This window comes from Klebsiella sp. WP4-W18-ESBL-05, from assembly GCF_014169075.1.
GTDB classification, from domain to species: Bacteria; Pseudomonadota; Gammaproteobacteria; order Enterobacterales; family Enterobacteriaceae; genus Kluyvera; species Kluyvera ascorbata_B.
In genome coordinates, this window is the sequence record NZ_AP022057.1 from 792,650 (window position 1) to 819,158 (window position 26,509).

25 protein-coding genes are annotated in these 26,509 nt (G+C 56.0%); 16 read left to right on the forward strand and 9 right to left on the reverse strand.

Annotated features, from left to right (window positions below):
• The 3 genes from H7R58_RS03845 to tolC form a co-directional block, all read right to left on the reverse strand.
• Complete coding sequence (locus tag H7R58_RS03845; protein ID WP_106929641.1) at window positions 1-1,161, reverse strand: glutathionylspermidine synthase family protein; 1,161 nt, start codon at window positions 1,159-1,161, stop codon at window positions 1-3.
• A 5-nt stretch (window positions 1,162-1,166) separates the two neighbouring features.
• A complete protein-coding gene (locus tag H7R58_RS03850; protein ID WP_182930004.1) occupies window positions 1,167-1,850 on the reverse strand; it encodes a DUF1190 family protein in 684 nt (227 codons plus the stop codon).
• A 172-nt stretch (window positions 1,851-2,022) separates the two neighbouring features.
• Window positions 2,023-3,447, reverse strand: a complete 1,425-nt coding sequence (gene tolC, locus H7R58_RS03855) for an outer membrane channel protein TolC (protein WP_106929759.1) — start codon at window positions 3,445-3,447, stop codon at window positions 2,023-2,025.
• A 210-nt stretch (window positions 3,448-3,657) separates the two neighbouring features.
• Here tolC and nudF point away from each other — a divergent pair, with 210 nt between their 5' ends.
• The 8 genes from nudF to H7R58_RS03895 all read left to right on the forward strand — a co-directional run bounded on the left by nudF (window position 3,658) and on the right by H7R58_RS03895 (window position 11,307).
• Window positions 3,658-4,290, forward strand: a complete 633-nt coding sequence (gene nudF / locus H7R58_RS03860; protein WP_106929644.1) for an ADP-ribose diphosphatase — start codon at window positions 3,658-3,660, stop codon at window positions 4,288-4,290.
• Window positions 4,287-4,712, forward strand: coding sequence for a DUF1249 family protein (locus tag H7R58_RS03865; protein ID WP_106929646.1), 426 nt, complete (start codon window positions 4,287-4,289; stop codon window positions 4,710-4,712). Before nudF ends, H7R58_RS03865 begins: the two co-directional genes overlap by 4 nt.
• A 92-nt stretch (window positions 4,713-4,804) precedes the next feature.
• Window positions 4,805-5,632 carry a 3',5'-cyclic-AMP phosphodiesterase gene (cpdA, locus tag H7R58_RS03870; protein WP_182930005.1) on the forward strand — a complete coding sequence of 276 codons (828 nt, stop codon included), beginning with the start codon at window positions 4,805-4,807 and terminating at the stop codon, window positions 5,630-5,632.
• A complete protein-coding gene (gene yqiA, locus H7R58_RS03875; RefSeq protein WP_106929649.1) occupies window positions 5,632-6,207 on the forward strand; it encodes an esterase YqiA in 576 nt (191 codons plus the stop codon). The genes cpdA and yqiA overlap by 1 nt, the downstream gene beginning before the upstream one ends.
• 27 nt (window positions 6,208-6,234) lie before the next feature.
• Window positions 6,235-8,130: a DNA topoisomerase IV subunit B gene (gene parE, locus H7R58_RS03880; protein ID WP_106929651.1), complete on the forward strand. Its 1,896-nt coding sequence runs from the start codon at window positions 6,235-6,237 to the stop codon at window positions 8,128-8,130.
• Between the two features lie 291 nt (window positions 8,131-8,421).
• A complete protein-coding gene (locus tag H7R58_RS03885) occupies window positions 8,422-9,399 on the forward strand; it encodes a TRAP transporter substrate-binding protein (RefSeq protein ID WP_106929653.1) in 978 nt (325 codons plus the stop codon).
• Between the two features lie 57 nt (window positions 9,400-9,456).
• A complete protein-coding gene (locus H7R58_RS03890; RefSeq protein WP_106929655.1) occupies window positions 9,457-10,005 on the forward strand; it encodes a TRAP transporter small permease in 549 nt (182 codons plus the stop codon).
• Between the two features lie 12 nt (window positions 10,006-10,017).
• Entirely contained in the window at window positions 10,018-11,307 is a 1,290-nt protein-coding gene (locus H7R58_RS03895) for a TRAP transporter large permease (RefSeq protein ID WP_106929656.1), read from the forward strand.
• On the opposite strand, the gene H7R58_RS03900 is transcribed toward H7R58_RS03895, so the two are convergent.
• On the reverse strand, window positions 11,258-12,166 hold the full coding sequence (locus H7R58_RS03900) for an AraC family transcriptional regulator (protein WP_182930006.1): 909 nt from the start codon (window positions 12,164-12,166) through the stop codon (window positions 11,258-11,260). The two genes, H7R58_RS03895 and H7R58_RS03900, sit on opposite strands and share 50 nt — an antisense overlap.
• Before the next feature lie 152 nt (window positions 12,167-12,318).
• Between H7R58_RS03900 and H7R58_RS03905 the strand changes: the two genes are divergently transcribed.
• The 3 genes from H7R58_RS03905 to H7R58_RS03915 all read left to right on the forward strand — a co-directional run bounded on the left by H7R58_RS03905 (window position 12,319) and on the right by H7R58_RS03915 (window position 16,738).
• Window positions 12,319-14,157 carry a DUF2264 domain-containing protein gene (locus H7R58_RS03905; RefSeq protein ID WP_182930007.1) on the forward strand — a complete coding sequence of 613 codons (1,839 nt, stop codon included), beginning with the start codon at window positions 12,319-12,321 and terminating at the stop codon, window positions 14,155-14,157.
• Window positions 14,158-14,253: 96 nt separating this feature from the next.
• Window positions 14,254-15,522, forward strand: a complete 1,269-nt coding sequence (locus tag H7R58_RS03910; protein ID WP_106929661.1) for an oligosaccharide MFS transporter — start codon at window positions 14,254-14,256, stop codon at window positions 15,520-15,522.
• Between the two features lie 25 nt (window positions 15,523-15,547).
• Complete coding sequence (locus H7R58_RS03915; RefSeq protein WP_106929663.1) at window positions 15,548-16,738, forward strand: glycoside hydrolase family 88 protein; 1,191 nt, start codon at window positions 15,548-15,550, stop codon at window positions 16,736-16,738.
• A 54-nt stretch (window positions 16,739-16,792) separates the two neighbouring features.
• On the opposite strand, the gene H7R58_RS03920 is transcribed toward H7R58_RS03915, so the two are convergent.
• On the reverse strand, window positions 16,793-17,677 hold the full coding sequence (locus tag H7R58_RS03920; protein ID WP_182930008.1) for a LysR family transcriptional regulator: 885 nt from the start codon (window positions 17,675-17,677) through the stop codon (window positions 16,793-16,795).
• A 130-nt stretch (window positions 17,678-17,807) separates the two neighbouring features.
• Between H7R58_RS03920 and H7R58_RS03925 the strand changes: the two genes are divergently transcribed.
• On the forward strand, window positions 17,808-18,500 hold the full coding sequence (locus H7R58_RS03925) for an HAD family hydrolase (RefSeq protein WP_182930009.1): 693 nt from the start codon (window positions 17,808-17,810) through the stop codon (window positions 18,498-18,500).
• Window positions 18,501-18,564: 64 nt separating this feature from the next.
• Here H7R58_RS03925 and H7R58_RS03930 read toward each other — a convergent pair whose 3' ends face one another.
• The 4 genes from H7R58_RS03930 to qseB all read right to left on the reverse strand — a co-directional run bounded on the left by H7R58_RS03930 (window position 18,565) and on the right by qseB (window position 21,603).
• The gene (locus H7R58_RS03930) at window positions 18,565-18,879 is read right to left on the reverse strand and encodes a putative quinol monooxygenase (protein WP_035896943.1); all 315 of its coding nucleotides are present in this window, start codon (window positions 18,877-18,879) and stop codon (window positions 18,565-18,567) included.
• A gap of 30 nt (window positions 18,880-18,909) precedes the next feature.
• A complete protein-coding gene (locus H7R58_RS03935) occupies window positions 18,910-19,491 on the reverse strand; it encodes an NAD(P)H-dependent oxidoreductase (protein ID WP_106929666.1) in 582 nt (193 codons plus the stop codon).
• A 106-nt stretch (window positions 19,492-19,597) separates the two neighbouring features.
• The gene (gene qseC, locus H7R58_RS03940; protein ID WP_106929667.1) at window positions 19,598-20,947 is read right to left on the reverse strand and encodes a quorum sensing histidine kinase QseC; all 1,350 of its coding nucleotides are present in this window, start codon (window positions 20,945-20,947) and stop codon (window positions 19,598-19,600) included.
• Window positions 20,944-21,603 carry a quorum sensing response regulator transcription factor QseB gene (gene qseB / locus H7R58_RS03945; protein WP_182930010.1) on the reverse strand — a complete coding sequence of 220 codons (660 nt, stop codon included), beginning with the start codon at window positions 21,601-21,603 and terminating at the stop codon, window positions 20,944-20,946. Before qseB ends, qseC begins: the two co-directional genes overlap by 4 nt.
• A gap of 149 nt (window positions 21,604-21,752) precedes the next feature.
• On the opposite strand from qseB, the gene H7R58_RS03950 reads away from it, so the two are divergent.
• From H7R58_RS03950 to H7R58_RS03965, 4 genes are all read left to right on the forward strand, one after another.
• The gene (locus H7R58_RS03950) at window positions 21,753-22,148 is read left to right on the forward strand and encodes a YgiW/YdeI family stress tolerance OB fold protein (RefSeq protein WP_106929671.1); all 396 of its coding nucleotides are present in this window, start codon (window positions 21,753-21,755) and stop codon (window positions 22,146-22,148) included.
• Between the two features lie 73 nt (window positions 22,149-22,221).
• Complete coding sequence (locus H7R58_RS03955; protein ID WP_182930011.1) at window positions 22,222-23,088, forward strand: AraC family transcriptional regulator; 867 nt, start codon at window positions 22,222-22,224, stop codon at window positions 23,086-23,088.
• A 110-nt stretch (window positions 23,089-23,198) separates the two neighbouring features.
• Window positions 23,199-25,457, forward strand: coding sequence for a DNA topoisomerase IV subunit A (gene parC, locus H7R58_RS03960; protein WP_182934622.1), 2,259 nt, complete (start codon window positions 23,199-23,201; stop codon window positions 25,455-25,457).
• A gap of 217 nt (window positions 25,458-25,674) precedes the next feature.
• On the forward strand, window positions 25,675-26,412 hold the full coding sequence (locus H7R58_RS03965) for a 1-acylglycerol-3-phosphate O-acyltransferase (protein WP_106929675.1): 738 nt from the start codon (window positions 25,675-25,677) through the stop codon (window positions 26,410-26,412).
• Window positions 26,413-26,509 lie beyond the last annotated feature (97 nt).

Consider the following 26,509-nt stretch of genomic DNA (forward strand, 5'->3'; position numbering starts at 1 on the left):
TTACTCGACGAAAATGTGCGGATAGAAGCGTGACAGATCCTGAGTGATCAGCGCTCTATCCTCACGAATACCGATTCCGGCTGGCTGATCGTTAATCAGCCAGCTGCCAATCAGCATATAGCTATCGCCAAATTTCGGCAGCGGATGGAACTGCTGGACGATCATACCCTCTTCGCCGTAAGGCCCTTCTACCTGCTCAATGGTTTTGCCATTTTCTACGATCGAGATATTTGCCCCTTCGCGGGAGAAGATCGGTTTCACCACAAACTTGTCCATCTGCGGATGATCGTCTTCGGCAAAGTAGGCTGGCAGCAGGTTAGGGTGATCCGGGAACATTTCCCACAGCAGCGGCAGCAGCGCTTTGTTCGAAATAATGCTCTTCCAGGCAGGTTCCAGCCAGCGTACGCCGGCATCTTCAAGCTTGGTAGAGAACATCTCGCGCAGCATATACTCCCACGGATAAAGCTTAAACAGGTTGCCGATAACCTGATCCTGAAGATCGGTAAACTGGCCTTTTTCACCGAGCCCGATATCGTCGATATAGAGGAATTCGGTTGCGACGCCAGCTTCTGTGGCGCAGTCCTGCAAATATTGCACCGTGCCGCGATCTTCAACGGTATCGCGACAGCAGGTCATGTGCAGCAGCTGGAAGCCGTGCTGCTCGCGCAGCTCGTTAAAGCGCTCAATGAGCTTTTCCTGCAGGCTGTTGAACTGATCGCTACCCGCAGGCAGGTTGCCCGCGTTGAGCTGATCTTCCAGCCAGATCCACTGGAAGAAGGCTGCTTCATACAGCGAGGTCGGCGTGTCGGCGTTATTTTCGAGTAGCTTCGGCTCACCGGTACCGTCCCAGGCCAGATCGAGGCGTGAGTACAGCGAGGGTTGATGGGTCTGCCACGACTGGCGCACAAAGCCCCAGGTATGCTTGGGTATACGGAATTTCGTCATCAGCTCATCGCTGGCGATAACGCGCTCGACCACCTTCAGGCACATCTGGTGAATTTCGGCGGTGACGTCCTCCAGTTTTTCCACTTGCGCGAGCGAGAGCTTGTAATAAGCCTCTTCGCTCCAGTACGGCTCGCCGTACATGGTGTGGAAGTTAAAACCGTACTCGGTCGCCTTTTCACGCCAGTCCGGGCGTTCAACGATACTGACTCTTTCCATGATCGTTAGCCGCCCATTGAACGGGAGGTGGTCCCCGTTGCGCTACGCTGCATGGTGGACTGCTTCGCCACCGACTCACCAAAGCCGCCGCGGGTGACGGTGCTGGTGGTGGCCGGTTTCGGCGCCATCGCGGTTTTGGGTACGTTCATCGAGCGGCCCGGCTGCGCGGCGCCATAGTTTTTGCCGCTGGCATCGGTGTATTGACCATAGGCCGGGCTGGACGGGTTCTTCGAGGTGAAGACCGGCTGCTGTTGATAGCCGCCCATGCCGCCGCTCATCATGCGGCCCATCATGTAGCCTGCCATCAGCGGCATCCAGAAGCTGCCGCTGCTCTGATTTTGTGCCTGTGCCTGACCTTCGCCGGTTGGCGCCATGCCCGCCTGAGCCGGTGCCTGCTGACACTGGCCTTCGCCAAACTCGGCTACGCAGTCTTCACGGCTGGCATATTTCGGCGCGGTGCGCTCGGCTTCTTTGAGCGCGTTATTAAAGGTGGTTGTACACTCGGCGCTCTTGCCCGGGTTAGCGGCAGAGCAGTCGTCCGCGTTCTGGTACAGGGTGACGGTTTCGTCGGTTTTCTCACAGCCCGCGAGCATAAAGACAGCCGTCACGGCCAGGGCTACCGGCGTTAAGTGGCGCGCGCCCCAGCTTTTACGAAAAGCGGCGTGCTGAATGTTGTTTGTCCGTTTCATTTTATTCTTCCTGGACCCAGTGGAATGGTATTGCATTAGCGCTCAGGATAGTGGATGAGTGGTTGAAAATGAAGCGAAGAAGGGGATAAAGCGGGCGATCTTTACGTTGCCTTACGTTGGCGCAAAAAAAAGGTCCGCACGAAGCGGACCTTGCTGCCAGCAAACGTCAACCTTAGCGGAGACGTGCTTTGCTGGTGGCCGGAGAGGTGTAGCCGTCGGCGCTGGCATCCTGCTGCGCATTTTCAGGCGCGATGGTGGCATTGGCGGTCGAAACCGGCTTGCCCAGGGTGTTGTTCAGCGCCAGCAGATCCTGTTCGTTCAGCGTGCCCAGCGCATTTTTGATATTCAGCTGGTTGATCAGGTAGTTGTAACGCGCGCTGGAGAGCTGCTGTTTGGCGTTGTACAGCGTGGTGGTGGCGTCCAGTACGTCAACGATCGTACGCGTACCGACGGAGTAGCCCGCTTCCATGGCGTCTAACGAACTCTGCGCAGAGACAACGGCCTGTTTGTAGGCGTTGATGCTGCTGATAGACGCGTTGACGTTGTTGAAGGAGGAACGCACGGTCTGCACTACGGAACGGTGCGCGCTTTCCAGCTGCTCGCTGGCGCCGACGAAGTTGTACTGCGCCTGTTTCACCTGCGAGTTCACCATCCCGCCCTGGTACAGCGGCAGGGAGAAGCTCAGGCCCACTTTGTTCTGGCCGGCGTCGTTGTCGTTGTACTGGGAACCGTTGGTTTTAGAACCGCTGTAAGACGTATTAGACACCCCGGTAGACGCGGTTAAATCCAGCGTTGGCAGGTGGCCGTCCTGCGCCTGACGAATTTGTTCACGCGCCAGGTCCTGGTTCAGGCGAGCCTGCAGCAGGGAGAGGTTACGGTTTTCCGCTTCTTTCAGCAGCGCGTTAACGCCCAGCGGCTTGTCGGTTTTAAAGCTGTCGACGTTCAGCGACGCCAGCTCTGGGTAGTAGTTACCGGTCACCTGACGCAGCGCTTCGACGGCGTTGTCAAGATTGTTACGCGCGGTGACTTCGTTTGCCAGCACGGTATCGTACTGAGAACGGGCGTTCTGCACGTCGGTAATCGCAACCAGGCCCACGTTAAAGCGCTGGGTGGTTTGGTCTAACTGACGATAAATCGCCTGTTTTTGCGCTTCGGTGTAGGAAAGCGAATCGATGGCGCTCAGCACGTTAAAGTAAGCGGTCGCGGTGTTGAGGATCAGCGTTTGCTGGTCGGTCTGGTAGGTCACATCCTGGATGCCTGCCGCTTTTTCTTGCAGAGTCAGCGCACGCCATTTGGACATATCGAACAGCGTTTGCGTTAATTGCAAAGAGCCGCTGGTGACGTTGGAGTTCACGCCGTTACTGTCGCGGAAGCCGTTGGTATAGGTATAATCGGCCCCCAGACCAAGCTGCGGTAACAGTGGGCTACGCGCTTCGTTGATCTTCTCGAATGCCGCATCACGGTCTGCTGCCGATTTACGGAGGTCCGGGTTACTGGTACGTGCCTGCTGATAAACCTGTAACAGGTTCTCTGCCTGGCTCATTGTACTGAAACCGGTAAGGCTCAGGCCAATAAGAATAGGGAGCAATTTCTTCATTTGCATTTGCATTCCTTGTTGTGAAGCTTAGCGCTGATCTCATTCACAGAAAAAATATTCACCGATTGTACCAGAGTCCGCCACGTTAAAAAGTTGGCGTAACGTGCCATCCGGCGTTAATTTGCACCAATCTACCATAGAGTTAGTGAATCCTAAGGTAAACAGAGTTTAAATCGACAATTTCACCACCATCACTGCATAGGCCAGTCCATGACTCAATCACATAACCCAGTGGTCACACTTGCGAAAAACGATGTAGAAATTATTGCACGAGAAACGGTATATCGCGGTTTTTTTTCGCTTGATGTGTATCGTTTTCGCCATCGCCTTTTCAACGGTGAGATGAGCGGCGAAGTTCGTCGCGAAATTTTTGAGCGCGGTCACGCCGCAGTCTTGCTACCCTTTGACCCAGTGCGTGATGAAGTTGTGCTCATTGAGCAAATTCGCATTGCGGCCTACGACACCAGTGAGACACCCTATTTACTGGAAATGGTCGCTGGCATGATTGAAGAGGGCGAAAGCGTGGAAGACGTCGCCCGTCGCGAATCGCAGGAAGAGGCGGGCCTCTCCGTGGGCCGCATCAAACCGTGCCTGAGCTATCTGGCAAGCCCCGGTGGCACCAGCGAGCGTCTGACCATTATGGTGGGTGAAGTGGATGCAACAACGGCCACGGGGATTCATGGCCTGGCGGAAGAACACGAAGACATTCGCGTTCATGTGGTAAGCCGGGAGTACGCTTATCAATGTGTAGAAGAGGGAAAAATTGACAACGCCGCTTCTGTCATCGCTTTGCAATGGCTACAGCTGCATTATCAGGACTTACGAAAAGAGTGGGCAAAATGAAGCGCTATACACCTGACTTCCCAGAAATGATGCGTCTGTGCGAAACCAACTTCGCACAATTACGCCGCTTGCTACCGCGCGTAGACGAAGCCGGCGAAACGGTGAACTATCAGGTGGCCAACGCGCAATATCGCTTAACGATAGTTGAATCGACTCGTTACACTACGCTGGTAACGGTTGAGCAAACGCACCCGGCGGTGAGCTACTGGAGCCTGCCAACGATGACCGTGCGGCTGTATCATGACGCGATGGTGGCTGAAGTGTGTTCGACTCAGCAGATCTTTCGCTTCAAAGCACGATATGATTATCCAAATAAAAAGTTGCATCAACGCGACGAAAAGCATCAAATTAATCAGTTTCTGGCCGACTGGCTTAGATTCTGTTTAGCACATGGAGCGATGGCGATTCCGGTTTGTACATAGAACCGTTCAGGCTGCCACTGAGGCGCTGCCAGCGACGATGCTGCCTGAAAGGATGATGTGTATGTTTGCATCGTGAAACCTAAGGACACCATTTGGAAAGCCTTTTAAACCTTCCTCTGGCTGGTGGGGCCAGTGTCAGGGTACTGCAAATTACTGATACTCACCTGTTTGCTGAAAAAAATGAAACGCTGTTGGGCGTCAATACCTGGGAAAGCTACCACGCTGTACTGCAGGCCATCCATGCCTCGGCGCGTGACGTTGACCTTGTCGTTGCGACGGGCGATTTAGCACAGGATCACTCCGCCGCGGCCTATCAGCACTTCGCTGAGGGCATCGCGAGCTTTACTGCGCCCTGCGTCTGGCTTCCGGGTAATCACGATTTCCAGCCCTCCATGTACAGCACCTTGCAGGATGCGGGTATCTCGCCGGCGAAGCGCGTACTGGTCGGCGAACACTGGCAGATCCTGCTGCTCGACAGCCAGGTTTTTGGCGTGCCGCACGGCGAGCTGAGCGACTTTCAGCTGGAATGGTTAGAAAAACGGCTGGCGGAAGCACCGGAGCGTCATACGCTGCTGCTACTGCACCATCATCCTCTGCCGGCTGGCTGTAGCTGGCTCGATCAGCACAGCCTGCGTAACGCCGCGTCGCTTGATACCGTGCTGGTGCGCTATCCGCGGGTGAAACATCTGCTCTGCGGCCATATTCATCAGGAGCTGGACGTCGAGTGGAACGGCCGCCGCATTATGGCGACACCGTCAACCTGCGTGCAGTTTAAACCGCACTGCGCTAACTTTACGCTGGACACCGTTTCTCCCGGCTGGCGCTGGCTTGAGCTACATGCCGATGGTTCATTAACCACCGACGTGTGCCGTCTTGCCGGGGTGAAATTCCACCCTGATACCGCATCTGAAGGCTATTGATGTCGACGCTTCTTTATCTGCATGGGTTTAACAGCTCACCGTGGTCGGCTAAGGCCACGGCGCTTAAGCAGTGGCTGGCAGAGCACTATCCTGACGTCAACATGCTGATCCCGCAGCTGCCGGCCTACCCGGCGGAAGCGGCGGAAATGCTCGAAGCGCTGGTGCTTGAGCATGGCGGCGAGACGCTCGGCATTGTGGGCTCATCGCTAGGGGGCTATTACGCCACCTGGCTGTCGCAGTGCTTTATGCTGCCCGCAGTGGTGGTGAACCCGGCGGTACGCCCGTTTGAGCTGCTGGTGAATTTCCTCGGCCCGAACGAGAATCCCTACACCGGGCAGCAATATGTGCTAGAGTCTCGCCATATTTACGATCTCAAAGTGATGCAAGTCGACCCCCTTGAGGCGCCCGATCTCATCTGGCTGCTTCAGCAAACCGGCGATGAAGTGCTTGATTACCGCCAGGCCGTGGACTATTTCGCCTCCTGCCGGCAAACGGTAGAGGAGGGCGGTAATCACGCATTTACCGGCTTTGAAGATCACTTCACACAGATTATCGATTTTCTGGGGTTGCATTAAGCAGCGCCAACTACCTACGAATAGATCATGACGCAATCTTCTTATAACGCTGATGCCATTGAGGTACTCACCGGGCTTGAGCCGGTTCGCCGCCGTCCGGGGATGTACACAGATACCACACGTCCAAACCACCTGGGTCAGGAAGTTATTGATAACAGTGTGGATGAAGCGCTGGCCGGGCACGCAAAGCGTGTTGAGGTTATCCTTCATGCCGATCAGTCGCTGGAAGTTATCGACGACGGTCGCGGCATGCCCGTCGACATTCACCCGGAAGAGGGCGTACCGGCGGTAGAACTGATCCTTTGTCGCCTGCACGCGGGCGGCAAGTTCTCCAACAAAAACTACCAGTTCTCCGGCGGCCTGCACGGCGTGGGGATCTCGGTGGTTAACGCCCTGTCGAAGCGCGTTGAGGTAAACGTTCGCCGCGATGGTCAGATCTACACTATCGCTTTTGAAAATGGCGACAAGGTTGAAGAGCTGCACGTTTCCGGCACCTGCGGTAAACGCAATACCGGGACCAGCGTCCACTTCTGGCCGGACGAAAGCTTCTTCGACAGCCCGCGCTTTTCCGTCTCCCGCCTCAGCCATCTGCTGAAGGCGAAAGCGGTGCTGTGCCCGGGCGTTGAAATTGTGTTTAAAGACAAGGTTAACGACACCGAACAGACCTGGTGCTACGCCGACGGTCTGAACGACTATCTGTGCGAGGCCGTAAACGGCCTGCCGCTGCTGCCGGAAAAACCGTTTGTCGGTAACTTCTCCGGCGACAGCGAAGCGGTCGACTGGGCGCTGTTGTGGCTGCCGGAAGGCGGCGAGCTGCTGACCGAAAGCTACGTCAACCTGATTCCGACCATGCAGGGCGGTACTCATGTAAACGGCCTGCGTCAGGGGCTGCTGGATGCGATGCGTGAGTTCTGCGAATACCGCAACATTCTGCCGCGCGGCGTGAAGCTGTCGGCGGAAGATATCTGGGATCGCTGCGCCTACGTGCTGTCGGTAAAAATGCAGGATCCGCAGTTTGCGGGGCAGACGAAAGAACGCCTTTCCTCACGTCAGTGCGCGGCCTTCGTGTCCGGCGTGGTGAAAGATGCCTTCAGCCTGTGGCTGAACCAGAACGTGCAGGCCGCCGAGCTGCTGGCCGAAATGGCCATTTCCAGCGCCCAGCGTCGTCTGCGCGCGGCGAAAAAAGTCGTGCGTAAAAAGCTCACCAGCGGCCCGGCGCTGCCGGGTAAACTGGCTGACTGTACCGCGCAGGATCTGGCCCGCACCGAACTGTTCCTTGTGGAAGGTGACTCGGCGGGCGGCTCTGCTAAACAGGCTCGTGACCGCGAATATCAGGCGATCATGCCGCTGAAGGGTAAGATCCTCAACACCTGGGAAGTGTCATCCGATGAAGTGCTGGCTTCGCAGGAAGTGCACGATATTTCCGTAGCCATTGGCATCGACCCGGACAGTTCGGATCTCAGCCAGCTGCGCTATGGCAAAATCTGTATCCTCGCGGATGCGGACTCCGATGGTCTGCACATCGCCACGCTGCTGTGCGCGCTGTTTGTGAAGCACTTCCGCGCGCTGGTCAAAGAAGGCCACGTGTACGTGGCGCTGCCGCCGCTGTACCGTATCGATCTGGGGAAAGAGGTTTACTACGCCCTGACCGAAGAGGAAAAAGCGGGCGTGCTGGAACAGCTGAAGCGTAAGAAGGGCAAGCCAAACGTGCAACGCTTTAAAGGTTTGGGGGAAATGAACCCGATGCAGCTGCGCGAAACTACGCTGGATCCCAACACCCGTCGCCTGGTGCAGCTGATCATCAACGATGAAGATGAACAGCAAACCGATGCCACTATGGATATGCTGCTGGCCAAGAAGCGTTCGGAAGATCGTCGTAACTGGCTGCAGGAAAAAGGTGACATGGCCGATCTGGAAGCCTGATGCTCAGCCTCTACCCGCGATAATAAAAAAGAGACGCTTGCGTCTCTTTTTTTATGACCCGCCGCGCGCCTCACCGACCCTTTGAATGGGTCAATTAATCGATTCAATTCTAACTTCTGCACTTTCTGAAATGCCATTTTAAAATTTGGTATGACAGGTCACACTTTAGTTGTATGACTTCTACCATATTCTTCCGCTGGATATAACACACACTTTTGAACATGGACGTCAATCTATGCTGGCAAGTGATTCGCATAGGGAAATTTATCTTTAATCAAAAGAGAATCGTCTATGTTAAGAAGAAAACTGGCAGTAAGCGCTTTAACTTTCTCGTTACTGATGGGGTCCGCGGCGGCAATGGCCAAAACGGTGTTTATTGCTTCAGATGTGCATCCGGCGGATTACCCGACTACCGCAGCGGTTATTCATATGGGGGAAAAGCTCAGTCAACAGACCGACGGGCGGCTGTCCATTCGTATGTTCCCGAGCGGCCAGATGGGGGATGAAAGCACCACGCTGGAAAAGACCCGTGCGGGCGCTATTGATATTCTTCGCGTCTCTATGTCACCGGTTGGCGGCATCCTGCCGCAGGTTAGCGTCTTTAACATGCCGTTCGTATTCCGCGATACCGATCATCAGCATAAGGTGCTGGATGGCGATGTTGGCAGCAAGCTGGCGAAAGAGATCACCGACAGTAAGCTCGGGCTGGTCTTCCTTGGCTGGATGGATGCGGGCTCGCGCAGCTTGATCACCAAAAAACCGATTACCACGCTTGAGGATCTGAAAGGGGTGAAGATCCGACTGCAAAATAACCCGATTGGCCTTGATACCTTCAAAGCGCTGGGCGCGAACCCCATCGTGCTGCCGGTTGGCGACGTTTTTGCCAGTCTGCAAACCGGGGTGATCGATGCCGCGGAAAACAACGAGCCGACCTTTGACACCGAAAACTACGTCGTGGCAGGTACGAAGTATTTTGATCTCACCGAACACTTTATGATCCCGGAAGTGCTCGCTTTCTCAAAGCGCAAATGGAGCAAGCTGTCTGCCGAAGATCAGGCGCTGATTACGAAATTGGCGCAGGAAGCTCAGGCCGAAGAGCGCGTACTGTGGGCTGAATATGTCGAGAAATCCAAACAGCGCCTGCAAAGCCAGGGCGTGAAATTCCTTCCGGTCGACAAGAAACCGTTTGTTGATGCTACCGCGCCGGTCCGTGAGAAATACGGTAAGCAGTTCAGCGAGTTAATGCAGGAAATTCAGGACACCAAGTAAGACGCACAGCGGCAGGCTGGCACGGGCTGGCCTGTCCGTTTTGATCTGGAGATAACAATGAAAAATATCTATGTCCTGGTCATGGATGGCGTGTATCGGATCTGCATCTGGCTGTCAGGGATCAGCCTGTTATTTATGACGTTTATTTATCTGGTGGGGATTTACGCGCGTTTTCGCCCTGATTTTCCCGAATGGCTTGGCTTTCTGCCGCATGCGTCAACCAGCTGGCCGGAGCCGCTGTCGCAGATCTGTATGATCACCTTCTCATTCGTGGGAGCGGCAGCGGCCTATCGTGCGGGCAGCCACATTGCTATCACGATGCTGGTGGATCGCATCAACCCGGTGATGAAAAAAGGGCTGGCGGTGTTTGTCGATCTGGCGATGCTCGCGACCTGCCTGTTTATCATCCACTGGGGGATCGTTGGCTGCATGGATGCCTGGGAAGACGTGGTGCCGTCGCTGCCGTTCCTGACGTCAGGGATCACCCATCTGCCTATTCCGCTAGGCTCGTTCTTTACGCTGCTGTTTGTGGTGGAAAAACTGCTGTGCGGCCCGCAAACGCACCGCGAGCTGGTGCAGTTTGGCTCGCCGAAAGTCGGTCACTGAGGAGCGAACGCAATGGATTTAACGCTGATTATTTTTGTGACGACCTTCGTGGTGCTGATGGCTATCGGTATGCCGGTTGCCTACGCCGTGGGTCTGACTGCGGTGGTGGTGACGGCATTTGCCGACTTTTCTCTCGACGGGCTGATCATCACCATTTTCCACAGTACCGATAACGTCAACCTGCTGACCATCCCGTTTTTTGTGTTTGCGGGGGCCATTATGGCCGAAGGGGGAATGGCGCGAAGATTGGTGGATTTTGCCGGGCTGTTCGTGGGATGGATCCGCGGTGGGCTGTCGCTGGTTAACATTCTGGCGTCTACGCTGTTCGGGGCCATTTCCGGATCGTCGGTCGCCGATACCGCGTCGATCGGATCGGTGCTGATCCCGGAGATGGAGCGCAAGGGGTATCCACGTTCGTTTGGTGCGGTGCTCACCGCCAGCGCCTCGGTGCAGGCGATCCTCGTGCCGCCAAGCCATAACTCGGTGCTGTTTGCGATCGTGGCCAACACCGCGGCGGTGACCATCCCGGCGATGTTCCTCGCAGGGATCATCCCAACGCTGGTGCTATGTCTGACGCTTATCGTGATGTGTCTGATTGCCGCGCGTAAAAACAACTATCCCAAAGAAGAGCGAGTTGAACTTAAGCGCAAGATCAAGATTGCCTCGGACGCCATCTGGGGGCTGATTACCATTGTGATCATCTCCGGCGGTATCCTTTCCGGCTTCTTTACGCCAACCGAGTCGGGGGCAATTGCCTGCATCTGGGCGATGTTCGTCACGTTCTTTATCTATCGCGAATACAAGCTGAAGGATTTCCCGAAGCTGATTCACCGTACTATCAAAACCGTCACCATGGTGATGGTGCTGATCGCGTTCGCCGCTGCGTTTGGCTCGGTGATGACGCTGGTGGGGCTGCCGCAGGAGATCTCCGCTGCACTGCTGTCGTTGTCGGACAACAAGTACGTCATCTTGTTGATTATCAACATTATGCTGCTGCTATTGGGCTGCCTGATGGACATGGCGCCGCTGATCCTGATCCTGACGCCTATTCTACTGCCGGTGGTGGTGGAACTGGGCATCGATCCGGTGCATTTCGGCATCATTATGATGATGAACTTAGGGATTGGTCTTATTACTCCGCCGGTGGGATCGGTGCTGTTCGTGGCCAGCGCCGTCAGCGGGCAGAAGATCGAAACCGTGGTGAAAGCGATGGTCCCGTTCTACTGCGTGCTGTTCCTCGTGCTGGTGATCATCACCTATATTCCGATGATTTCGCTGTGGCTGCCGGCGCATTTCCGCTAGCCTGCCGACGCGAGGCGTGATTTTTTCGATACTGCAAGGGGGTCTCGCCGATCCCCTTTTTAAATGAACTAATAAAGTAGGTCACTTCGGCAAACCCGACCTGTCCGGCAATCTCATTCACCGGCAGCGTGCTGTGCAGCAACAGTTCACAGGCGCGGCGCAGGCGCAGGGTATTCAGGTAGTCGTGAATATGTTCACCGGTCTCGGCGCGAAAGCGGCGCGACAGGTAGCTGCGCGATTTTCCCAGCTCGGCCGCCAGCGCATCGAGGCTGAATTTGTGTTGATAGTTTTCTTCAATCCAGAACATCACCGGGCTGGCAATGCCGCGTGATGTATCGGTCATCTCCTCCTGCACCGGCGGCAGCATATTGAATAAGGTCATCAACATGCAGGCAATCTGCTCGCTGCTCAATGCTGAAACCTGCGCCGCGCGTGCGTACAGGCTGAACAGATGATCGATATGCGGGTGTATTTCGGCCAGATCGGCAACAAATGCCGGGCGGCCACGGGCAGAAAGCGCCAGCAAACGGCGGTAATTTTCCGGGAAATGGCGGAGAAGTTTAGCAATTGCGTGCTGATCGACATGAATAATCGTCCGGCGATAACGGTCCTGGGCTTTCTCATCGACCATGACTTTATGCAGCGTAAACGGTGGGAAGAAAAACAGCCGGCCGGGGCGCATGGTGTACTGCCGATTATCGACAATGACCACGCCAAAACCTTCCTCAACGTAGAGGATCTCCAGACACTGGTGCCAGTGGTGATAGCGCACGGTGTTAGCAAACAGACGACTGAATGACGCTACGGCGTCATTCAGCGTGATGAGCTCCAGATGTTCGGCATTCCAGGACGACGACATGTGCAATATTTTTAAATTTTTACCGGTTTAATCTTACTACTAAACCACTGTTTTAAATTTTATCAAGCGTGGGTTCAGATAATACAATCAGTTGTGACCTGGTTAACATTTCTGCATTACCCGGATTCTCTATGCTTTAGCCACTTTCGAGGATGGTTAAATTAGGGGTCAGGACAGTGACTGAAATATCAAAAATATTGTCATCACGTGAAGACGTTACGGCGACGCTGGTGACGATGCTGAGCGCTCTCGATAAACAATTTCCCGCCCATGCGGCGCAGTTCTCGCTGGGTAATACCTGCGCGCACTACACCCAGGATATCGCGGAGATGGAGGGCTTATCGAGAGCGCTTTGGGGGCTGTTCCCGCTGCTGGCGGGCGGCGCGCAGGTACCATTCAGCGAGAAGTACATCACCGCCATTAAGCTCGGCACCGACCCGCACAGCCCAGCTTACTGGGGCGAAACCGGGCCGTACGACCAGCGTCTGGTTGAGATGGCGGCCTACGGACTCGGTCTGGCGCTGTTGCAGGACAAGCTGACCCGTCACTTTAGCGCCACCGAGCTTGAAAACCTGCACCGTTGGTTGAACCAAATCACCGATGCCCAGATGCCGGACAGCAACTGGAACTACTTCGCGATTATCGTGCAGCTGGGCTTTAAGCGTGCCGGGCTACCGTATGACCAGGCCGCTATCGACCGCCGCTTTACGATGATGGAAGCCTACTATCTTGGCGGTGGCTGGTACTCCGATGGCCCGGGGCGTCCGAAGGATTATTACATCTCGATGGCGTTCCACTTTTACGGCCTGATTTACGCCACGCTGAACGCGGAAGATGACCCAACGCGCGCCGCGACGCTGCGTGAACGTGCTTGCCTGTTTGCCAAAGATTTTATCTATTTTTCCGCCGCCGACGGGGCATCTGTACCGTTTGGCCGCAGCCTGACCTACCGCTTTGCGATGGTCGCTTTCTGGAGCGGCGTGGCCTTCGCCGGGCTCGACGTGTTCTCGCCTGGCGTGGTGAAAGGCATTATCTTGCGTCACCTGCGCTGGTGGCTTGAACAGCCGATTTTCGACCGCGACGGCATCCTGACGCTGGGCTTTGCCTACCCGAATCTGGCGATGTGCGAAGACTACAACTCGCCGGGCTCGCCGTACTGGGCGCTGAAGGTATTCCTGATCATGGCGCTGCCGGAAGCCCATGCTTTCTGGCAGGCGGAAGCGCTGCCGCTGCCGAGCCTGGCGCCGGTGCATGCGATTGTACCTGCCCAGCAAATTTTGCAGCACAGCGACAACTCGCAGCATGTGGTGATGCTCACCTCCGGCCAGCTTGAGCTGAACAACTACGTCAACACCGAGGCCAAGTACACCAAATTTGCCTACTCCACGCGCTTTGGCTTCACCATCGAGCGGGGACGTTACGGTATTAAGCACGCGGCCTGCGACTCGATGCTGCTGCTGTCGGATAACGACAACTACTGGCGCGGCCGCCGCGAATGCGAGAGCGTTGAGATGCTGGACGGCGCGATTTACTCACGCTGGCTGCCGTGGCACGACGTGCAGGTGGATACCTGGCTTATTCCATGCGGCGACTGGCACGTGCGCGTTCACCGCCTGAATACGGCGCGTCGCCTGCAGACGGTGGAAGGGGGTTTTGCGGTGATGAAAGCCGAGGCGGAGCTGACCGTGCGCCAGAGCCTGGTGAACGCGGCCAACGGCGTGAGCGCGGTGGTGGATCTCTCGCCGTTGGCCGTTCGCGTTGCCGATAGCGTCATTACCCCGCCGAACAGCAGCGTGATGTTTGCTGAGTGCGCGGCGATCCCAACGTTAACGGGTGAGATAGCACCCGGTGAACACTGGCTATGCTGCGCCGTGGTGGCAAGCGCTAACCACAATATGCTGTTGCCCGCATTGCCCACGCTGCATATTGAAAATAATACGCTGAACGTGACGGATAACATCAGCGGAAAAATAACAACGCTGAATTTTTAAATACCCGGATAAAATTTAAACCGGAATACCTCCTGACAAACTCTGCCTCACCATGATGCAGAGTTTGTACCCCTACATCGTCTTGTCGAGGACCGTATGGAAAAACTATCGTCAACAAACAGGCTGGAATATTACAAAATAAGCTCATTTATCTTTTTATATTTCTTTACCTGGTCTGCCAGTATTGGTTTATTTGCTATCTGGCTTGGGCAAAAAGCAGAACTCAGCGGTGCGGTAATTGGTACCGTGTTTGCCGTAAACGGCATCTTCTCCGTTATCCTTAAACCGATTTACGGCTACATTCTCGATAAAATAGGGATGAGTAAATATCTGCTCTATTTTGTGGTCGTGATGTCCGCCCTGATGGCGCCGTTCTTTATTTATGTCTACCAACCGCTGCTGCTCTCCTACACCACCGTGGGGATTATTGTTGGTGCTATTTATCTGAGCTTTGCGTGGTATGCCGGCGTGGCGGCCTGTGAATCCTATGCCGATCGCTACAGCCGTCTGAACAACATGGAGTTTGGCCAGATTCGTATGTGGGGCTCGCTCGGCTGGGCGGTGGCGTCGTCGTTCTCCGGCCTGCTGTTTAATATCTCTCCGGCCTACAACTTTATTCTCGGCAGCGTGGCATCGCTGGTCATGCTGGCGGTGTTAATCAGCCTGAAAGTGGATACTGAAACCAGCAACGCCAGCGCGGTTATCTCGAAGGATAAGATTGTCCTGAAAGACGTATTCGACCTGCTGAAAAGCGGCAAGTTCTGGGCTTTCTGCCTGTATGTGGCAGGCGTAGCGTGGATGATGTTTGTGGCTGAGCAGCAGTTCTCCCGCTACTTCGTCACCTTCTTTAGCGATGTGCACGAAGGCAACACTATCTTTGGTTTACTGGGAACCGTACAGTCCGGCACCGAGTTTGTGATGTACATCTTTATGCCGATGTTCGTTAACTATATTGGCGCAAAACGCGGCCTGATCATTGTCGGGGCGCTCGTTGGTGCTCGCCTGGTGATTTCCGGCCTGTGCGACTCGCATCTGCTTATTTCGGTGATTAAACCGCTGTACGGTCTGGAAATTTGCCTGCTGCTGGTATCGGTCTTTAAATATATTGCCGAGCATTTCGATAAACGCGTCAATGCGACCATGTATTTATTGGGTTATCAGGCCATGTTGTATATCGGCAACGTGGTGGTGTCTTCTCCGGCAGGATTATTGTACGACCGCATCGGCTTTGAAAAGACTTATATGATCATGGGGGGTATTGCGCTGTTCTTTACGTTGATATCCGCATTTACCTTATCTGCCTGTAAACGTCAGAATCATCGTCAGCCTGCGCTTGATGTTGCTGAGAATGGTATTTCTAAATAAGTATGACTGAATGAAGGAACCGAATATGTTAAACCCTATCGTTGAGGAAACCCTGCGCGAATTTCCGGGTGCACCCGTTAATCTTCAGACGTTTAACGATGAGCTGTGCTCGGCGCGTAGCCATGTCCTTAAGCTGATTAGCCGTCATTTAACGGATTTCGGTGATAAATTCCCGGGCGAGGCCTGCGTGAACGGCTACTATCCGCTCACCGAAAACGTTGAGTGGACCACCAGCTTCTGGACCGGTCAACTGTGGCTGGCCTGGGAGATGACCGGTGAGGAGAAATACCGGGCGCTGGCGGAAAAACACGTGCGCTCGTTCGGCCTGCGTATTGCGGGCCGCTGCGACACCAACACGCATGACCTGGGCTTCCTGTACACGCTTTCCTGCGTGTCAGCGTGGCGCTTGACCGGCAATCGCGATGCGCGCGGCTTCTCTTTGCAGGCAGCGGAAGCGCTGCTGGAGCGCTTCCATCGTAAAGCGGAAATTATCCAGGCCTGGGGCGTACTGACCGACCCGGAGCAGGCGGGGCGCATGATTATCGACTGCACCATGAACCTGCCGTTGCTCTACTGGGCGACTGAACAAACCGGCGATCCAAGATTCGCCGACGCCGCACGCGCTCACGTACGCCAGTCGGCGAAGTATCTGGTGCGTGAAGACGCCTCGACCTACCACACCTACTACATGGACGTGCAGACCGGTGCGCCGCGCTTTGGCAAAACGCAGCAGGGCTATGCGGATGATTCCTGCTGGTCGCGCGGGCAGGCGTGGGGCATTTACGGCTTTATGTTGAGCTTCCTCTATACCGGCGATAAAGAACTGATTAGCCTGTCGAAAAAACTGGCCAACTACTTCCTCAACCGCCTGCCGGAAGACCACGTATGCCACTGGGATCTGGCGCTGGTGGGCACCGACGCGCTGCGGGATTCATCCTCGGCGGCGATTGCGGTGTGCGGCTTGCTGGAGCTGGTGAAGCATCTGCCGACCACCGATCCGGATCGCGAGCGCTATCAGCAGTGGGCGATGGGCATTATGTCCTCGCTGTCGAAACATTATCTGATGGGCATTGATGAGCCGGGTACCGGCGTGCTGAAGCATTCGGTCTATCACTTCGCCAGCGATAAGGGCGTGGATGAATGCTGTAGCTGGGGGGATTACTTCTATGTGGAAGCGCTGGTGCGCATGACGCAGAGCTGGAAGCTGTACTGGTAGTTCAGGGTGAGATCCCACCGGATAGCGCTGAAAAACGCTATCCGGTCTGCTGTTTTAAACGCCCTTGTCGTATGGATTCAGGGCGACTATCTGCAAGAAGGCATCTCTAAACGTATTATCACGGCGTGGGTTCCATGCCGTTCCAATCTGCCAATTTGTCTGAGTCCCTGGCAGGCTGCGCGTCGTGACCCCGGCAGGAAGAAAGTGCCGGACGCTGGCGGGCAGAATCGCCACGCCGTTCCCTCCGGCAATCAGCGCCAGCAGCGACGGGATATCATCGGCCGCAGAGATGGGGCTGGCCTCTGGATATGTGTTTTGCAAAACGTCGCGGGTTTGCTGTGCCAGGCACGGGCTGGCATCGGGATGAATTTGTAACAGCGGCGATGACGAAAGAAGCCGCTGAAGATCATCCTGAGACCTGTCATCCGGCAGCGCCAGAATGAGTTGCTCCTCATCGATAAGCGTGAACGCGAGCGTATCAGGTACCGGTAGCCGCAGAAAGCCCGCGTCCAGTTGGCCCTCATGCAGCATGTTTATCTGGGTACTCGAAGGAAGGTGGCGCAGCGTCACATGGCAGTCAGGGTGTTTTTGCCGGAACGCATTTATCCACCGGGGAACGCACTGGAATGAGGATATGCCAACGCCCAGCGTTAATGTGTTTTCGGCTTCTTTATTAATACTTTTCGCGTAATGAATAAAATCAGCGTGTGAGTGTAAGAGCTGATGGGCTCTGTCGAGCAGTTTATTTCCGGTCTCGGTTAACTGCGCCCCGTGGCGACCACGGTGAAATAGCGGGTTGCCAACAAGAGACTCTAACGCTTTTATTTGCTTGGATAATGCGGGTTGCGTGAGGTACAACGCATCCGCCGCCTGGTGATAGCTTCCCTTTTCCGCAAGCACGACGAACGCGCGCAGCAGCTTGACATCGATTCCTTTCATTTATCGCACCTGAACACAATGGAATTATACATTCCCCGCCAACAAGGCCACGATCACTGTAACGGCTAAAAGAGCGCTGAGCCAGCCTTTTCAGGCCGCAGCGCAAGACACATTCAGTGAGGGAATCTCTATGGTAAAGGCTGTCGCGGTACTGTTTGATATGGACGGTGTGCTTATTGATTCAAATGCGGTGATTGAGCGAGCGTGGCGCGAGGCGGCGGGCCTGTATGGCAAGACCATTTCCGATGACGAGATGGCGAAGCATATTCACGGTCAGCCCGGCCCGCATACGATTAAGGCGCTGTTCGGCGATCTGCCGTTGGCCGATCGGCAACGGGTTCAGCAATATATTATTGATGCTGAAAATACGGCTGACTACGATCCCATTCCCGGCGTGGGGAAACTGATTAGCGCGTTACACGCCGCCGGCGTGCCCGTGGGCATTGTCACCAGCGGCTGGCGGCAGAAAATCGATCGCGTCACCGCCATGCTACAGGTAGCGCACTGTATCTCGGTTATTGTTGAACGCGATGATGTGGCGCGTGGCAAACCGCATCCGGACCCTTATCTGCTGGCGGCACGGCGGCTGGCGGTGCCTGCCGAACAAACCGTGGTCTTTGAGGATTCGCCGAGCGGTATTAGCGCAGCCGTTTCCGCAGGGGCGTGTTGCATTGGTATTGGCGGGAAAGCATTAACAGAATTTGGCACCACGATCGCCATCGCTGACTTTACCGGCGTGGCGGTAGCCGCAAGAGGGGAGGATGAGGTGGTGATGTCATTTGGCGCTGAATATGCGCTGAGTATAGCGACCAGCAGGCCATGAGCATCATGCACAAGGCCTGAGGCAGAGCCGGGCAAGTAAAGCACCCGGCTCAAAAGCTGTGCGTTTAAACGCCCGCTTCCAGAATACGAATGGTCGTATCCAGCACGTCGCCTTTCACCGCTTCGCTCCAGGCTTTCATGTGCGGGGTTTGCAGGTGCGCTTCAAGGTGCGCGACGCTTTCCCACACTTCAACCATCACGATAGAGTCCGGCGCGGTGGTCTGGAAGCTAACGCCTGCGGCGTGGTCCACCATCGGCGCGTAGCCGTGGCAGCCGTCTTCTTTCAGTACGGTTGGGATAATTTTGGTGAACTGTTCCAGTACCGCCTGACGATGATGTTGGCCCGGACGAGTACGGATTTCAGCAATAACTGTCAACATGATTAACTCCTTCTAATTCCAGGTGACCAGTTAACCAAAAATCTTCGCAAGATGCTCGCGGTATTCTGCAACATAACGTGGAATGTCAGGCATTTTAATCACGTCGTTGGCAATAAAGGTCGGCAGCGCTTCCATTCCCAGGAACTGGTTGGCTTTGTGGAACGGCAGGTAAACGCCGTCAACGCCCACGCCGTGGAAGAACTGGTCTTTATCGGTAAAGGCTTCCATTGGGGCATTCCAGGTCAGAGACAGCATATAGGTCTTGCCCTGAATCAGACCGCCGGAGCCGTATTTTTTGCTGGCATCGGAACGGGTACGGCCATCGCTGGCATACAGCGTGCCGTGACCTTCGGTGAAGACATCATCGATATATTTTTTGACGGTCCACGGTGCGCCCATCCACCAGCCCGGCATCTGCCAGATAACGGAATCGGCCCACAGGAAGTTCTGCACTTCGGCTTTGACATCGTAGTCGCCGTCGGCGCGAACCACTCTAACATCATGCCCGAGGTCGCGCAGGAAGGTTTCCGCGACTTCGGTCAGGGTGTCATTCAGCTGGCCGTTGGAGTGGCCGAATTTTTTCGCGCCGTTAACAATCAGAATGTTGCTCATTATTTATCCTCAATAAAATGCTTTTGTCAGCCATGATACTCGGCGTGCCGAAGAGGTTAAATGTGCAAAATGTGCAAAGTCTTTTGCTAAAAGAGCAATAATCGGTCTACCAGCGAATATCAGCCTGGAATCCGCCTCCGGGGGCATTGTGAAATGTGGCCGACATCTGATGCAGCGCGGCGATGCGCTGCACGATAGACAGCCCCAGGCCGCTGCCGGTTTCATCCTGTCCCGGTGGGCGATAGAACCGTTCACCGACGCGCGCCAGCGCCTCCGGGCTGATGCCGGGGCCGTTGTCGCGCACGCTAAAACCCTCAGGCGTCAGCGTGACGTCGACCACGCTGCCGGCCGGGCTGTAGCGCACCGCGTTATCGAGTAGATTACGCACCAGCAGCCCAAGCAGCAGCGGCTGCGCGGTGCGCGATACCGGTGGCTCGCCGGTATGCAGGCGGACTTCAATGCCCGCTTTTTGTGCGGTGTGGTAGATGTCCATGACCGAAGATTGCAGCAGATCGTCGAGCACCACGGTCTGCACGTCCGCCAGCTGTTCCAGCGAATCCAGGCGTGAAAGGGTCAACAGCTGTTCGACTAAGCGGGTCGCCCGGTCGATGCCCGCGTGCAGCTGTGCCAGCGCCCGACGCTGGCCCGACGGATCGCCCTGCGAGAGTTCTGCCACTTCGGCCTGTACCCGCAGCGCGGTCAGTGGGCTACGTAGCTCGTGCGCGGCGTCAGAGGTAAAGCGTCGCTCGCGGGTCATCATGTCATGGGTGCGGCGGAACAGCTGATTAAGCGCGTCCAGCAGCGGACGAACTTCGCTAGGCACGCCGTCGGTGCTGAGCGCTTCACCGGCGTCCGGGTCGCGCTGGCGTAGCGTCCGGGTCAATTTTTTCAGCGGTGCCAGCTCGCGGCTGAGCAGGACAATCAGCAGCAAAAACATGATCGGTAGGGCGATAAGCCATGGCGTCAGCTGACCGGTGATGATATCCAGCGCCATCTCCCGGCGATAATCCCACTCCTGGCCGACCACGATACGGTACTTTTTATCGGCGGTCGTCAGCCACAGAAAGCGCCAGCTGTCGTCATCATTGCTAAGCTGGCCGTCGTCAAAGCCTTCGCGCCGGTAGTGATAAGGAATATACGGCCCGTTCTCGCCGTCGTGCAGCACCATTTTCCCATCGGTCGTGTAGATGGCGAAGGCGATGGCATCTTCGTCGAGATGGCCGTGCTTGACCTTTTTCGGCGCGCGTACCCACTGGCGTGAGGTGGTTAAATCGGCAAAATCCATGGCGCTGATGCGCTTGGCAAACAGCATCTGCTGGGTATCGAAGAGTTTATCCAGCTTATGGGTGGTTTGCTTCCAGGCAATCGCGCTGGCAAAACACCAGGTGATGGCGGAAAGCAGCATAAACAGGAGCGTCAGACGAACGCGCAGACTGAGGCGGCGGAATAGATTCATTGGTCACCCAGGGTGTAGCCGATACCGTGAACGGTGCGTATAAACGTGCTGCCGAGCTTGCGGCGCAGATGATGGACATGCACTTCAATGGCGTTACTGGAAACGTCTTCATCCCAGCTATAGAGCTTCTCTTCGATAAGCTTACGCGGCAGTACGCGCCCGACGTTACGCAGCAGCAGCTCCAGCAGGGCGAACTCTTTAGGTTTGAGGGCCAGCGGTTCACCGTTTAACGTCGCGGTGAGGCTACCGGGGTCCAGTTCGACATCGCCGTGACGCAGCGTGCTGCTGGGCTGGCCGTGGGCGCGGCGAATCAGCGCTTCCAGCCTGGCGGCCAGCTCGATCAGGGCGAACGGTTTGCACAGGTAATCATCAGCCCCGAGGCGCAGCCCCTCTACGCGCTGGCTGAGCGCATCGCGGGCGGTGAGGATCAGCACCGGCTCACGGCGGGATTTTTCGCGCCATTCGCGCAGGATATCCAGCCCGTCGATGCCGGGGAGCGTCAGGTCGAGGATGACCGCGTCATAGGGGGCGTTATAGAGCGCAATTTTCCCTTCTTCACCGCGGGTAAACCAGTCGAGCGTAAAGCCCATTTTCCCCAGCCCGGCTTTGATACCATCGCCGATAAGCTTGTCATCTTCTACCAACAAAATGCGCATCTTTTGCTCCTTGCCGACACCGTGAATGCCAAGTAAACCGCGCCTTTGCTGCTGCTGTACAGCAAAAATAATTCTTTTTTTCGCTTAAGAAGTTGTTAAGAATTGCACGGTGTAATAGCGAGCACAGACAATAAAAAGGAGACATCATCATGAAGAAACTTGCTGCTTTCGCTGCCATTCTGGCACTGGCATCCGCACCGGCCTTCGCGGCCAACCAGGGTGGTTTTTCCGGCCCCACCAGCACTTCTAGCGCGCAAACCGGCGGTTTTACCGGGCCTAGCGGGACGGTAACCACGGCGGCAAACGCCAAATCAATGCGTGACGATACCTGGGTAACGCTGCGCGGCAATATTACCGAGCGTATTTCCGACGACCTGTATATTTTTAAAGATGCCAGCGGCACCATCAACGTGGATATCGACCACAAGCGCTGGAACGGCCAGACCATCTCTCCTCAGGATCTTGTTGAAATCCAGGGTGAAGTGGACAAAGACTGGAACTCCGTGGAAATTGATGTGAAGCAGATTCGTAAAGTGAATCCATAATCGACAATACTGCGCAAGATCGGTCAGGATTCGCTGCCGCCCGGAGGGCAAAATGGGCCACATGGAGGCAGTGATGAATGACCTGATTAGCGCGGCTTATGCCAAACGCCTGCGGCGCGTTTGCGACCACATTGAGCGTCATCTGGATGAGCCTCTATCGATTGAGGCGTTAAGTCGGATGGCGCACAGCTCGCCGTTTCATTTCCACCGGCAGTTTACCGCCTGGTGCGGCCTGCCGCTGTATCGCTATATCCAGTGGTTACGTCTGCGCCGCGCTTCCTGGCGGCTGGCGTTTAACCCGCAGGATAAGGTTATCGATGTTGCGCTGGATGCCGGGTTTCAGAATCCGGAGTCGTTCACTCGCGCCTTTAAAACCGCGTTTGGCCAGAGCCCGCGCCAGTTCCGTCAAAAACCGAACTGGGCGGCCTGGCACCAACGCGTACCTAAACTGGCATTACAGGAGCAGAACGTAATGGACGTGAAAATCGTTGAATTTCCGCATACTAACGTCGCCATGTTGACCCATCAAGGGCATCCGGATCGGGTGAACGACAGCGCGGCAACCTTTATTGAATGGCGACGCAGCACCGGGTTTTCTCCGGTGAAAAGCAGCCAAACTTACGGCATTGCCTGGCACGACCCGCAAACGACGCCGCCGGAGCAGTTTCGCTTTGATATCTGCGGCAGCGTCGCAGCACCGATACCGGAGAACGCGTTTGGCGTGGTTAACGCTGAAATCCCCGGCGGGCGCTGCGCGGTGGTGCGTCATCAGGGCTCGCTGGATTCACTGTCTGACAGCGTCTGGTACTTGTTCCGCGAATGGCTACCGGGCAGCGGTGAAACGCCGCGCGATTTCCCGGTCTTCTTCCAGTACCGCAATTTCGTCCATGAAGTCCCCGAGCACGCGCTGATAACGGACATCTATCTGCCTCTGCGTTAACTTCCTCGCAACCTATCTCACGGTTTGTGACTCAGACCGTGAGATAGGGTATTATCTGCGGCAATATTGCCGTCCGAACGGTCAGCATGCAGATTGAGGATCCACTGTTAATGAGCGATATGGCAGAGCGCCTTGCGCTACATGAATTTACGGAAAACGCCTACTTAAATTACTCCATGTACGTCATCATGGACCGCGCGTTGCCGTTTATTGGCGACGGCCTGAAGCCGGTTCAGCGCCGCATCGTTTACGCGATGTCGGAGCTGGGGCTGAACGCCAGCGCCAAATTCAAAAAATCCGCCCGTACCGTCGGCGACGTGCTGGGTAAATATCACCCGCACGGCGACAGCGCGTGCTATGAAGCGATGGTGCTGATGGCGCAGCCGTTCTCCTACCGTTACCCGCTGGTTGATGGCCAGGGGAACTGGGGGGCGCCGGATGACCCGAAATCCTTCGCCGCGATGCGTTACACCGAATCGCGCCTGTCGAAGTACTCCGAACTGCTGCTCAGCGAGCTGGGCCAGGGCACGGCGGACTGGGTGCCGAACTTTGACGGCACAATGCAGGAGCCGAAAATGCTGCCTGCGCGTCTGCCAAACATCTTGCTGAACGGCACCACCGGTATTGCCGTGGGCATGGCGACGGATATCCCGCCGCACAACCTGCGTGAAGTGGCGAAAGCGGCGATTACGTTGATTGAAAAACCGCAAACCACCCTCGACGAGGTGCTGGATATCGTCCAGGGGCCGGACTACCCGACTGAAGCGGAAATCATCACCTCCCGTGCGGAAATCCGCAAAATTTACCAGAACGGTCGCGGCTCTGTGCGTATGCGCGCGGTGTGGACGAAAGAAGACGGCGCGGTGGTGATTACCGCGCTGCCGCACCAGGTGTCCGGCGCGAAGGTGCTGGAGCAAATTGCCGCCCAGATGCGCAATAAAAAGCTGCCGATGGTAGATGACCTGCGCGATGAATCTGACCACGAGAACCCGACCCGTCTGGTGATCGTACCGCGCTCCAACCGCGTGGACATGGAGCCGGTGATGCATCACCTGTTCGCCACCACCGATCTGGAAAAAAGCTACCGCATTAACCTGAACATGATCGGCCTTGACGGCCGCCCAGCGGTGAAAAATCTGCTGGAAATCCTCACCGAGTGGCTGGCGTTCCGCCGCGACACGGTGCGCCGTCGTCTGAACTACCGTCTGGAGAAAGTGCTCAAGCGCCTGCATATCCTCGAAGGCTTGCTGGTGGCGTTTCTCAACATCGATGAAGTTATCGAGATTATCCGCCACGAAGATGAGCCGAAGCCTGCGCTGATGTCGCGCTTTGGCATCAGCGAAACCCAGGCGGAAGCGATCCTTGAGCTGAAGCTGCGCCATCTCGCCAAACTCGAAGAGATCAAGATTCGCGGCGAGCAGGACGAACTGGCTAAAGAGCGCGATCATCTGCAGGCCATCCTTGCCTCCGAGCGTAAGATGAGCAATCTGCTGAAGAAAGAGCTGCAGGCCGACGCCGAAGCCTTTGGCGACGACCGTCGTTCGCCGCTGCGCGAGCGTGAAGAGGCGAAGGCGATGAGTGAGCACGACATGCTGCCGTCTGAGCCGGTCACCATCGTGCTGTCGCAAATGGGCTGGGTGCGCGGCGCCAAAGGCCACGACATCGACGCGCAGGGCCTGAGCTACAAATCCGGCGACAGCTGGAAGGCGTCGGTGAAAGGCAAGAGCAACCAGCCGGTAGTGTTTGTTGATACTACCGGGCGCAGCTACGCCATCGACCCGATCACGCTGCCGTCCGCGCGCGGGCAGGGCGAGCCGCTCACCGGCAAGCTAACGCTGCCGCCGGGAGCGACCGTTGAGCATATGCTGATGGAAGGCGACGACACGAAGCTGCTGATGGCTTCCGACGCGGGCTACGGTTTCATCTGCACCTTCAATGACCTTGTCGCGCGTAACCGTGCCGGTAAGGCGCTGATTTCACTGCCGGATAACGCGCACGTGATGCCGCCACTGGTGATTGAAGACGAGTCGGATATGCTGCTGGCCATTACCGCCGCGGGCCGTATGCTGATGTTCCCGCTGAGCGATCTGCCGCAGCTGTCGAAAGGTAAGGGCAACAAGATTATCAATATTCCGTCGGCGGAAGCCGCCAGCGGTACCGATAGTCTGGCGCACCTGTACATCCTGCCGCCGCAGAGCACGCTGACCTTCCACGTCGGCAAGCGTAAGATCAAACTGCGCCCGGAAGAGCTGCAAAAAGTGACCGGCGAGCGCGGCCGCCGTGGGACGCTGATGCGCGGCCTGCAGAAAATCGACCGTGTCGACATTGATTCGCCGCAGCGCGCGCAGGCGGCCGACAGCGAAGAGTAAGCGTTTCCCCCGTCATCGGGCGGGGGAAAAATTGCTGCAAAACCGTTGTTAATTCAACCATTGCGATTAACAATACCCCTTTGCAGGGGTCTGCAAGTAACCAAGCCCTGTCCGGTATACGTGCCCCGTCAGGCGGGCTGAAAATGTGCGTTTTACGTACATATCAGCGGTGCATCGACGGGTATAATTCTAAGCGGTTCAGGGTTCAGAGGACGCTATGCTATTTATTTTACGTGTCATTATTGTTGTCATTTACTGCATTCTGGTATGCATCTTTGGCTGTATCTACTGTCTGTTCAGCCCGCGTAACCCAAAACACGTTGCCACCTTTGGCCACATGTTCGGCCGACTGGCACCGGTCTTCGGTTTAAAAGTGGAAACCCGCAAGCCGGCCAATGCCGACAGCTTTGGCAACGCTATCTACATCGCTAACCACCAGAACAACTACGACATGGTGACTGCGGCCAATATCGTGCTGCCGCCTACCGTTACGGTTGGGAAGAAAAGTCTGGTATGGGTTCCGTTCTTCGGCCTGCTGTACTGGCTAACGGGTAACCTGCTGATTGACCGTAACAACCGCGCGAAAGCGCACGGTACGATCTCTGAAGTGGTGAACAGTTTTCAGACACGCAAAATCTCCTTCTGGATGTTCCCGGAAGGCACCCGCAGCCGCGGCCGTGGCCTGCTGCCGTTTAAAACCGGCGCGTTCCACGCGGCTATCGCCTCCGGCGTACCGATTATTCCGGTCTGCGTGTCGAACACCTCGAACAAAATCAAGCTCAACCGCTGGAACAATGGCCTGGTGATTGTGGAAATGCTGGACCCGATCGACACCAGCGCGTGGGGCAAAGATCAGGTACGCGAGCTGGCGAAACACTGCCGCGAAGTGATGAAGGCGAAAATTGACGAGCTGGACCAGGAAGTGGCCGCGCGCGAGTCTGCCGCTAAAAAATAATGACCGTCGGCGGCGCGCAAACGCGCTTGCCGTATGCCGTTTTGCTGTTGGGAAAGTGATTTCCCACGTTTGATTTGTCAGTTTTGATGGAGCTTAT

Bases quoted from the DNA above. Each gene is read 5' to 3' on its own strand.
- parE (WP_106929651.1), top strand. From the start codon at position 6,235: ATGACGCAATCTTCTTATAACGCTGATGCCATTGAGGTACTCACCGGG.
- qseC (WP_106929667.1), bottom strand. From the start codon at position 20,947: ATGAATCTATTCCGCCGCCTCAGTCTGCGCGTTCGTCTGACGCTCCTG.
- H7R58_RS03955 (WP_182930011.1), top strand. From the start codon at position 22,222: ATGAATGACCTGATTAGCGCGGCTTATGCCAAACGCCTGCGGCGCGTT.
- H7R58_RS03890 (WP_106929655.1), top strand. From the start codon at position 9,457: ATGAAAAATATCTATGTCCTGGTCATGGATGGCGTGTATCGGATCTGC.
- yqiA (WP_106929649.1), top strand. From the start codon at position 5,632: ATGTCGACGCTTCTTTATCTGCATGGGTTTAACAGCTCACCGTGGTCG.
- parC (WP_182934622.1), top strand. From the start codon at position 23,199: ATGAGCGATATGGCAGAGCGCCTTGCGCTACATGAATTTACGGAAAAC.
- qseB (WP_182930010.1), bottom strand. From the start codon at position 21,603: ATGCGCATTTTGTTGGTAGAAGATGACAAGCTTATCGGCGATGGTATC.
- H7R58_RS03865 (WP_106929646.1), top strand. From the start codon at position 4,287: ATGAAGCGCTATACACCTGACTTCCCAGAAATGATGCGTCTGTGCGAA.
- H7R58_RS03935 (WP_106929666.1), bottom strand. From the start codon at position 19,491: ATGAGCAACATTCTGATTGTTAACGGCGCGAAAAAATTCGGCCACTCC.
- H7R58_RS03920 (WP_182930008.1), bottom strand. From the start codon at position 17,677: ATGAAAGGAATCGATGTCAAGCTGCTGCGCGCGTTCGTCGTGCTTGCG.
- H7R58_RS03915 (WP_106929663.1), top strand. From the start codon at position 15,548: ATGTTAAACCCTATCGTTGAGGAAACCCTGCGCGAATTTCCGGGTGCA.
- H7R58_RS03910 (WP_106929661.1), top strand. From the start codon at position 14,254: ATGGAAAAACTATCGTCAACAAACAGGCTGGAATATTACAAAATAAGC.
- nudF (WP_106929644.1), top strand. From the start codon at position 3,658: ATGACTCAATCACATAACCCAGTGGTCACACTTGCGAAAAACGATGTA.
- H7R58_RS03895 (WP_106929656.1), top strand. From the start codon at position 10,018: ATGGATTTAACGCTGATTATTTTTGTGACGACCTTCGTGGTGCTGATG.
- H7R58_RS03925 (WP_182930009.1), top strand. From the start codon at position 17,808: ATGGTAAAGGCTGTCGCGGTACTGTTTGATATGGACGGTGTGCTTATT.
- tolC (WP_106929759.1), bottom strand. From the start codon at position 3,447: ATGAAGAAATTGCTCCCTATTCTTATTGGCCTGAGCCTTACCGGTTTC.
- H7R58_RS03850 (WP_182930004.1), bottom strand. From the start codon at position 1,850: ATGAAACGGACAAACAACATTCAGCACGCCGCTTTTCGTAAAAGCTGG.
- H7R58_RS03950 (WP_106929671.1), top strand. From the start codon at position 21,753: ATGAAGAAACTTGCTGCTTTCGCTGCCATTCTGGCACTGGCATCCGCA.
- H7R58_RS03965 (WP_106929675.1), top strand. From the start codon at position 25,675: ATGCTATTTATTTTACGTGTCATTATTGTTGTCATTTACTGCATTCTG.
- H7R58_RS03905 (WP_182930007.1), top strand. From the start codon at position 12,319: ATGGTTAAATTAGGGGTCAGGACAGTGACTGAAATATCAAAAATATTG.
- H7R58_RS03900 (WP_182930006.1), bottom strand. From the start codon at position 12,166: ATGTCGTCGTCCTGGAATGCCGAACATCTGGAGCTCATCACGCTGAAT.
- H7R58_RS03885 (WP_106929653.1), top strand. From the start codon at position 8,422: ATGTTAAGAAGAAAACTGGCAGTAAGCGCTTTAACTTTCTCGTTACTG.
- H7R58_RS03845 (WP_106929641.1), bottom strand. From the start codon at position 1,161: ATGGAAAGAGTCAGTATCGTTGAACGCCCGGACTGGCGTGAAAAGGCG.
- H7R58_RS03930 (WP_035896943.1), bottom strand. From the start codon at position 18,879: ATGTTGACAGTTATTGCTGAAATCCGTACTCGTCCGGGCCAACATCAT.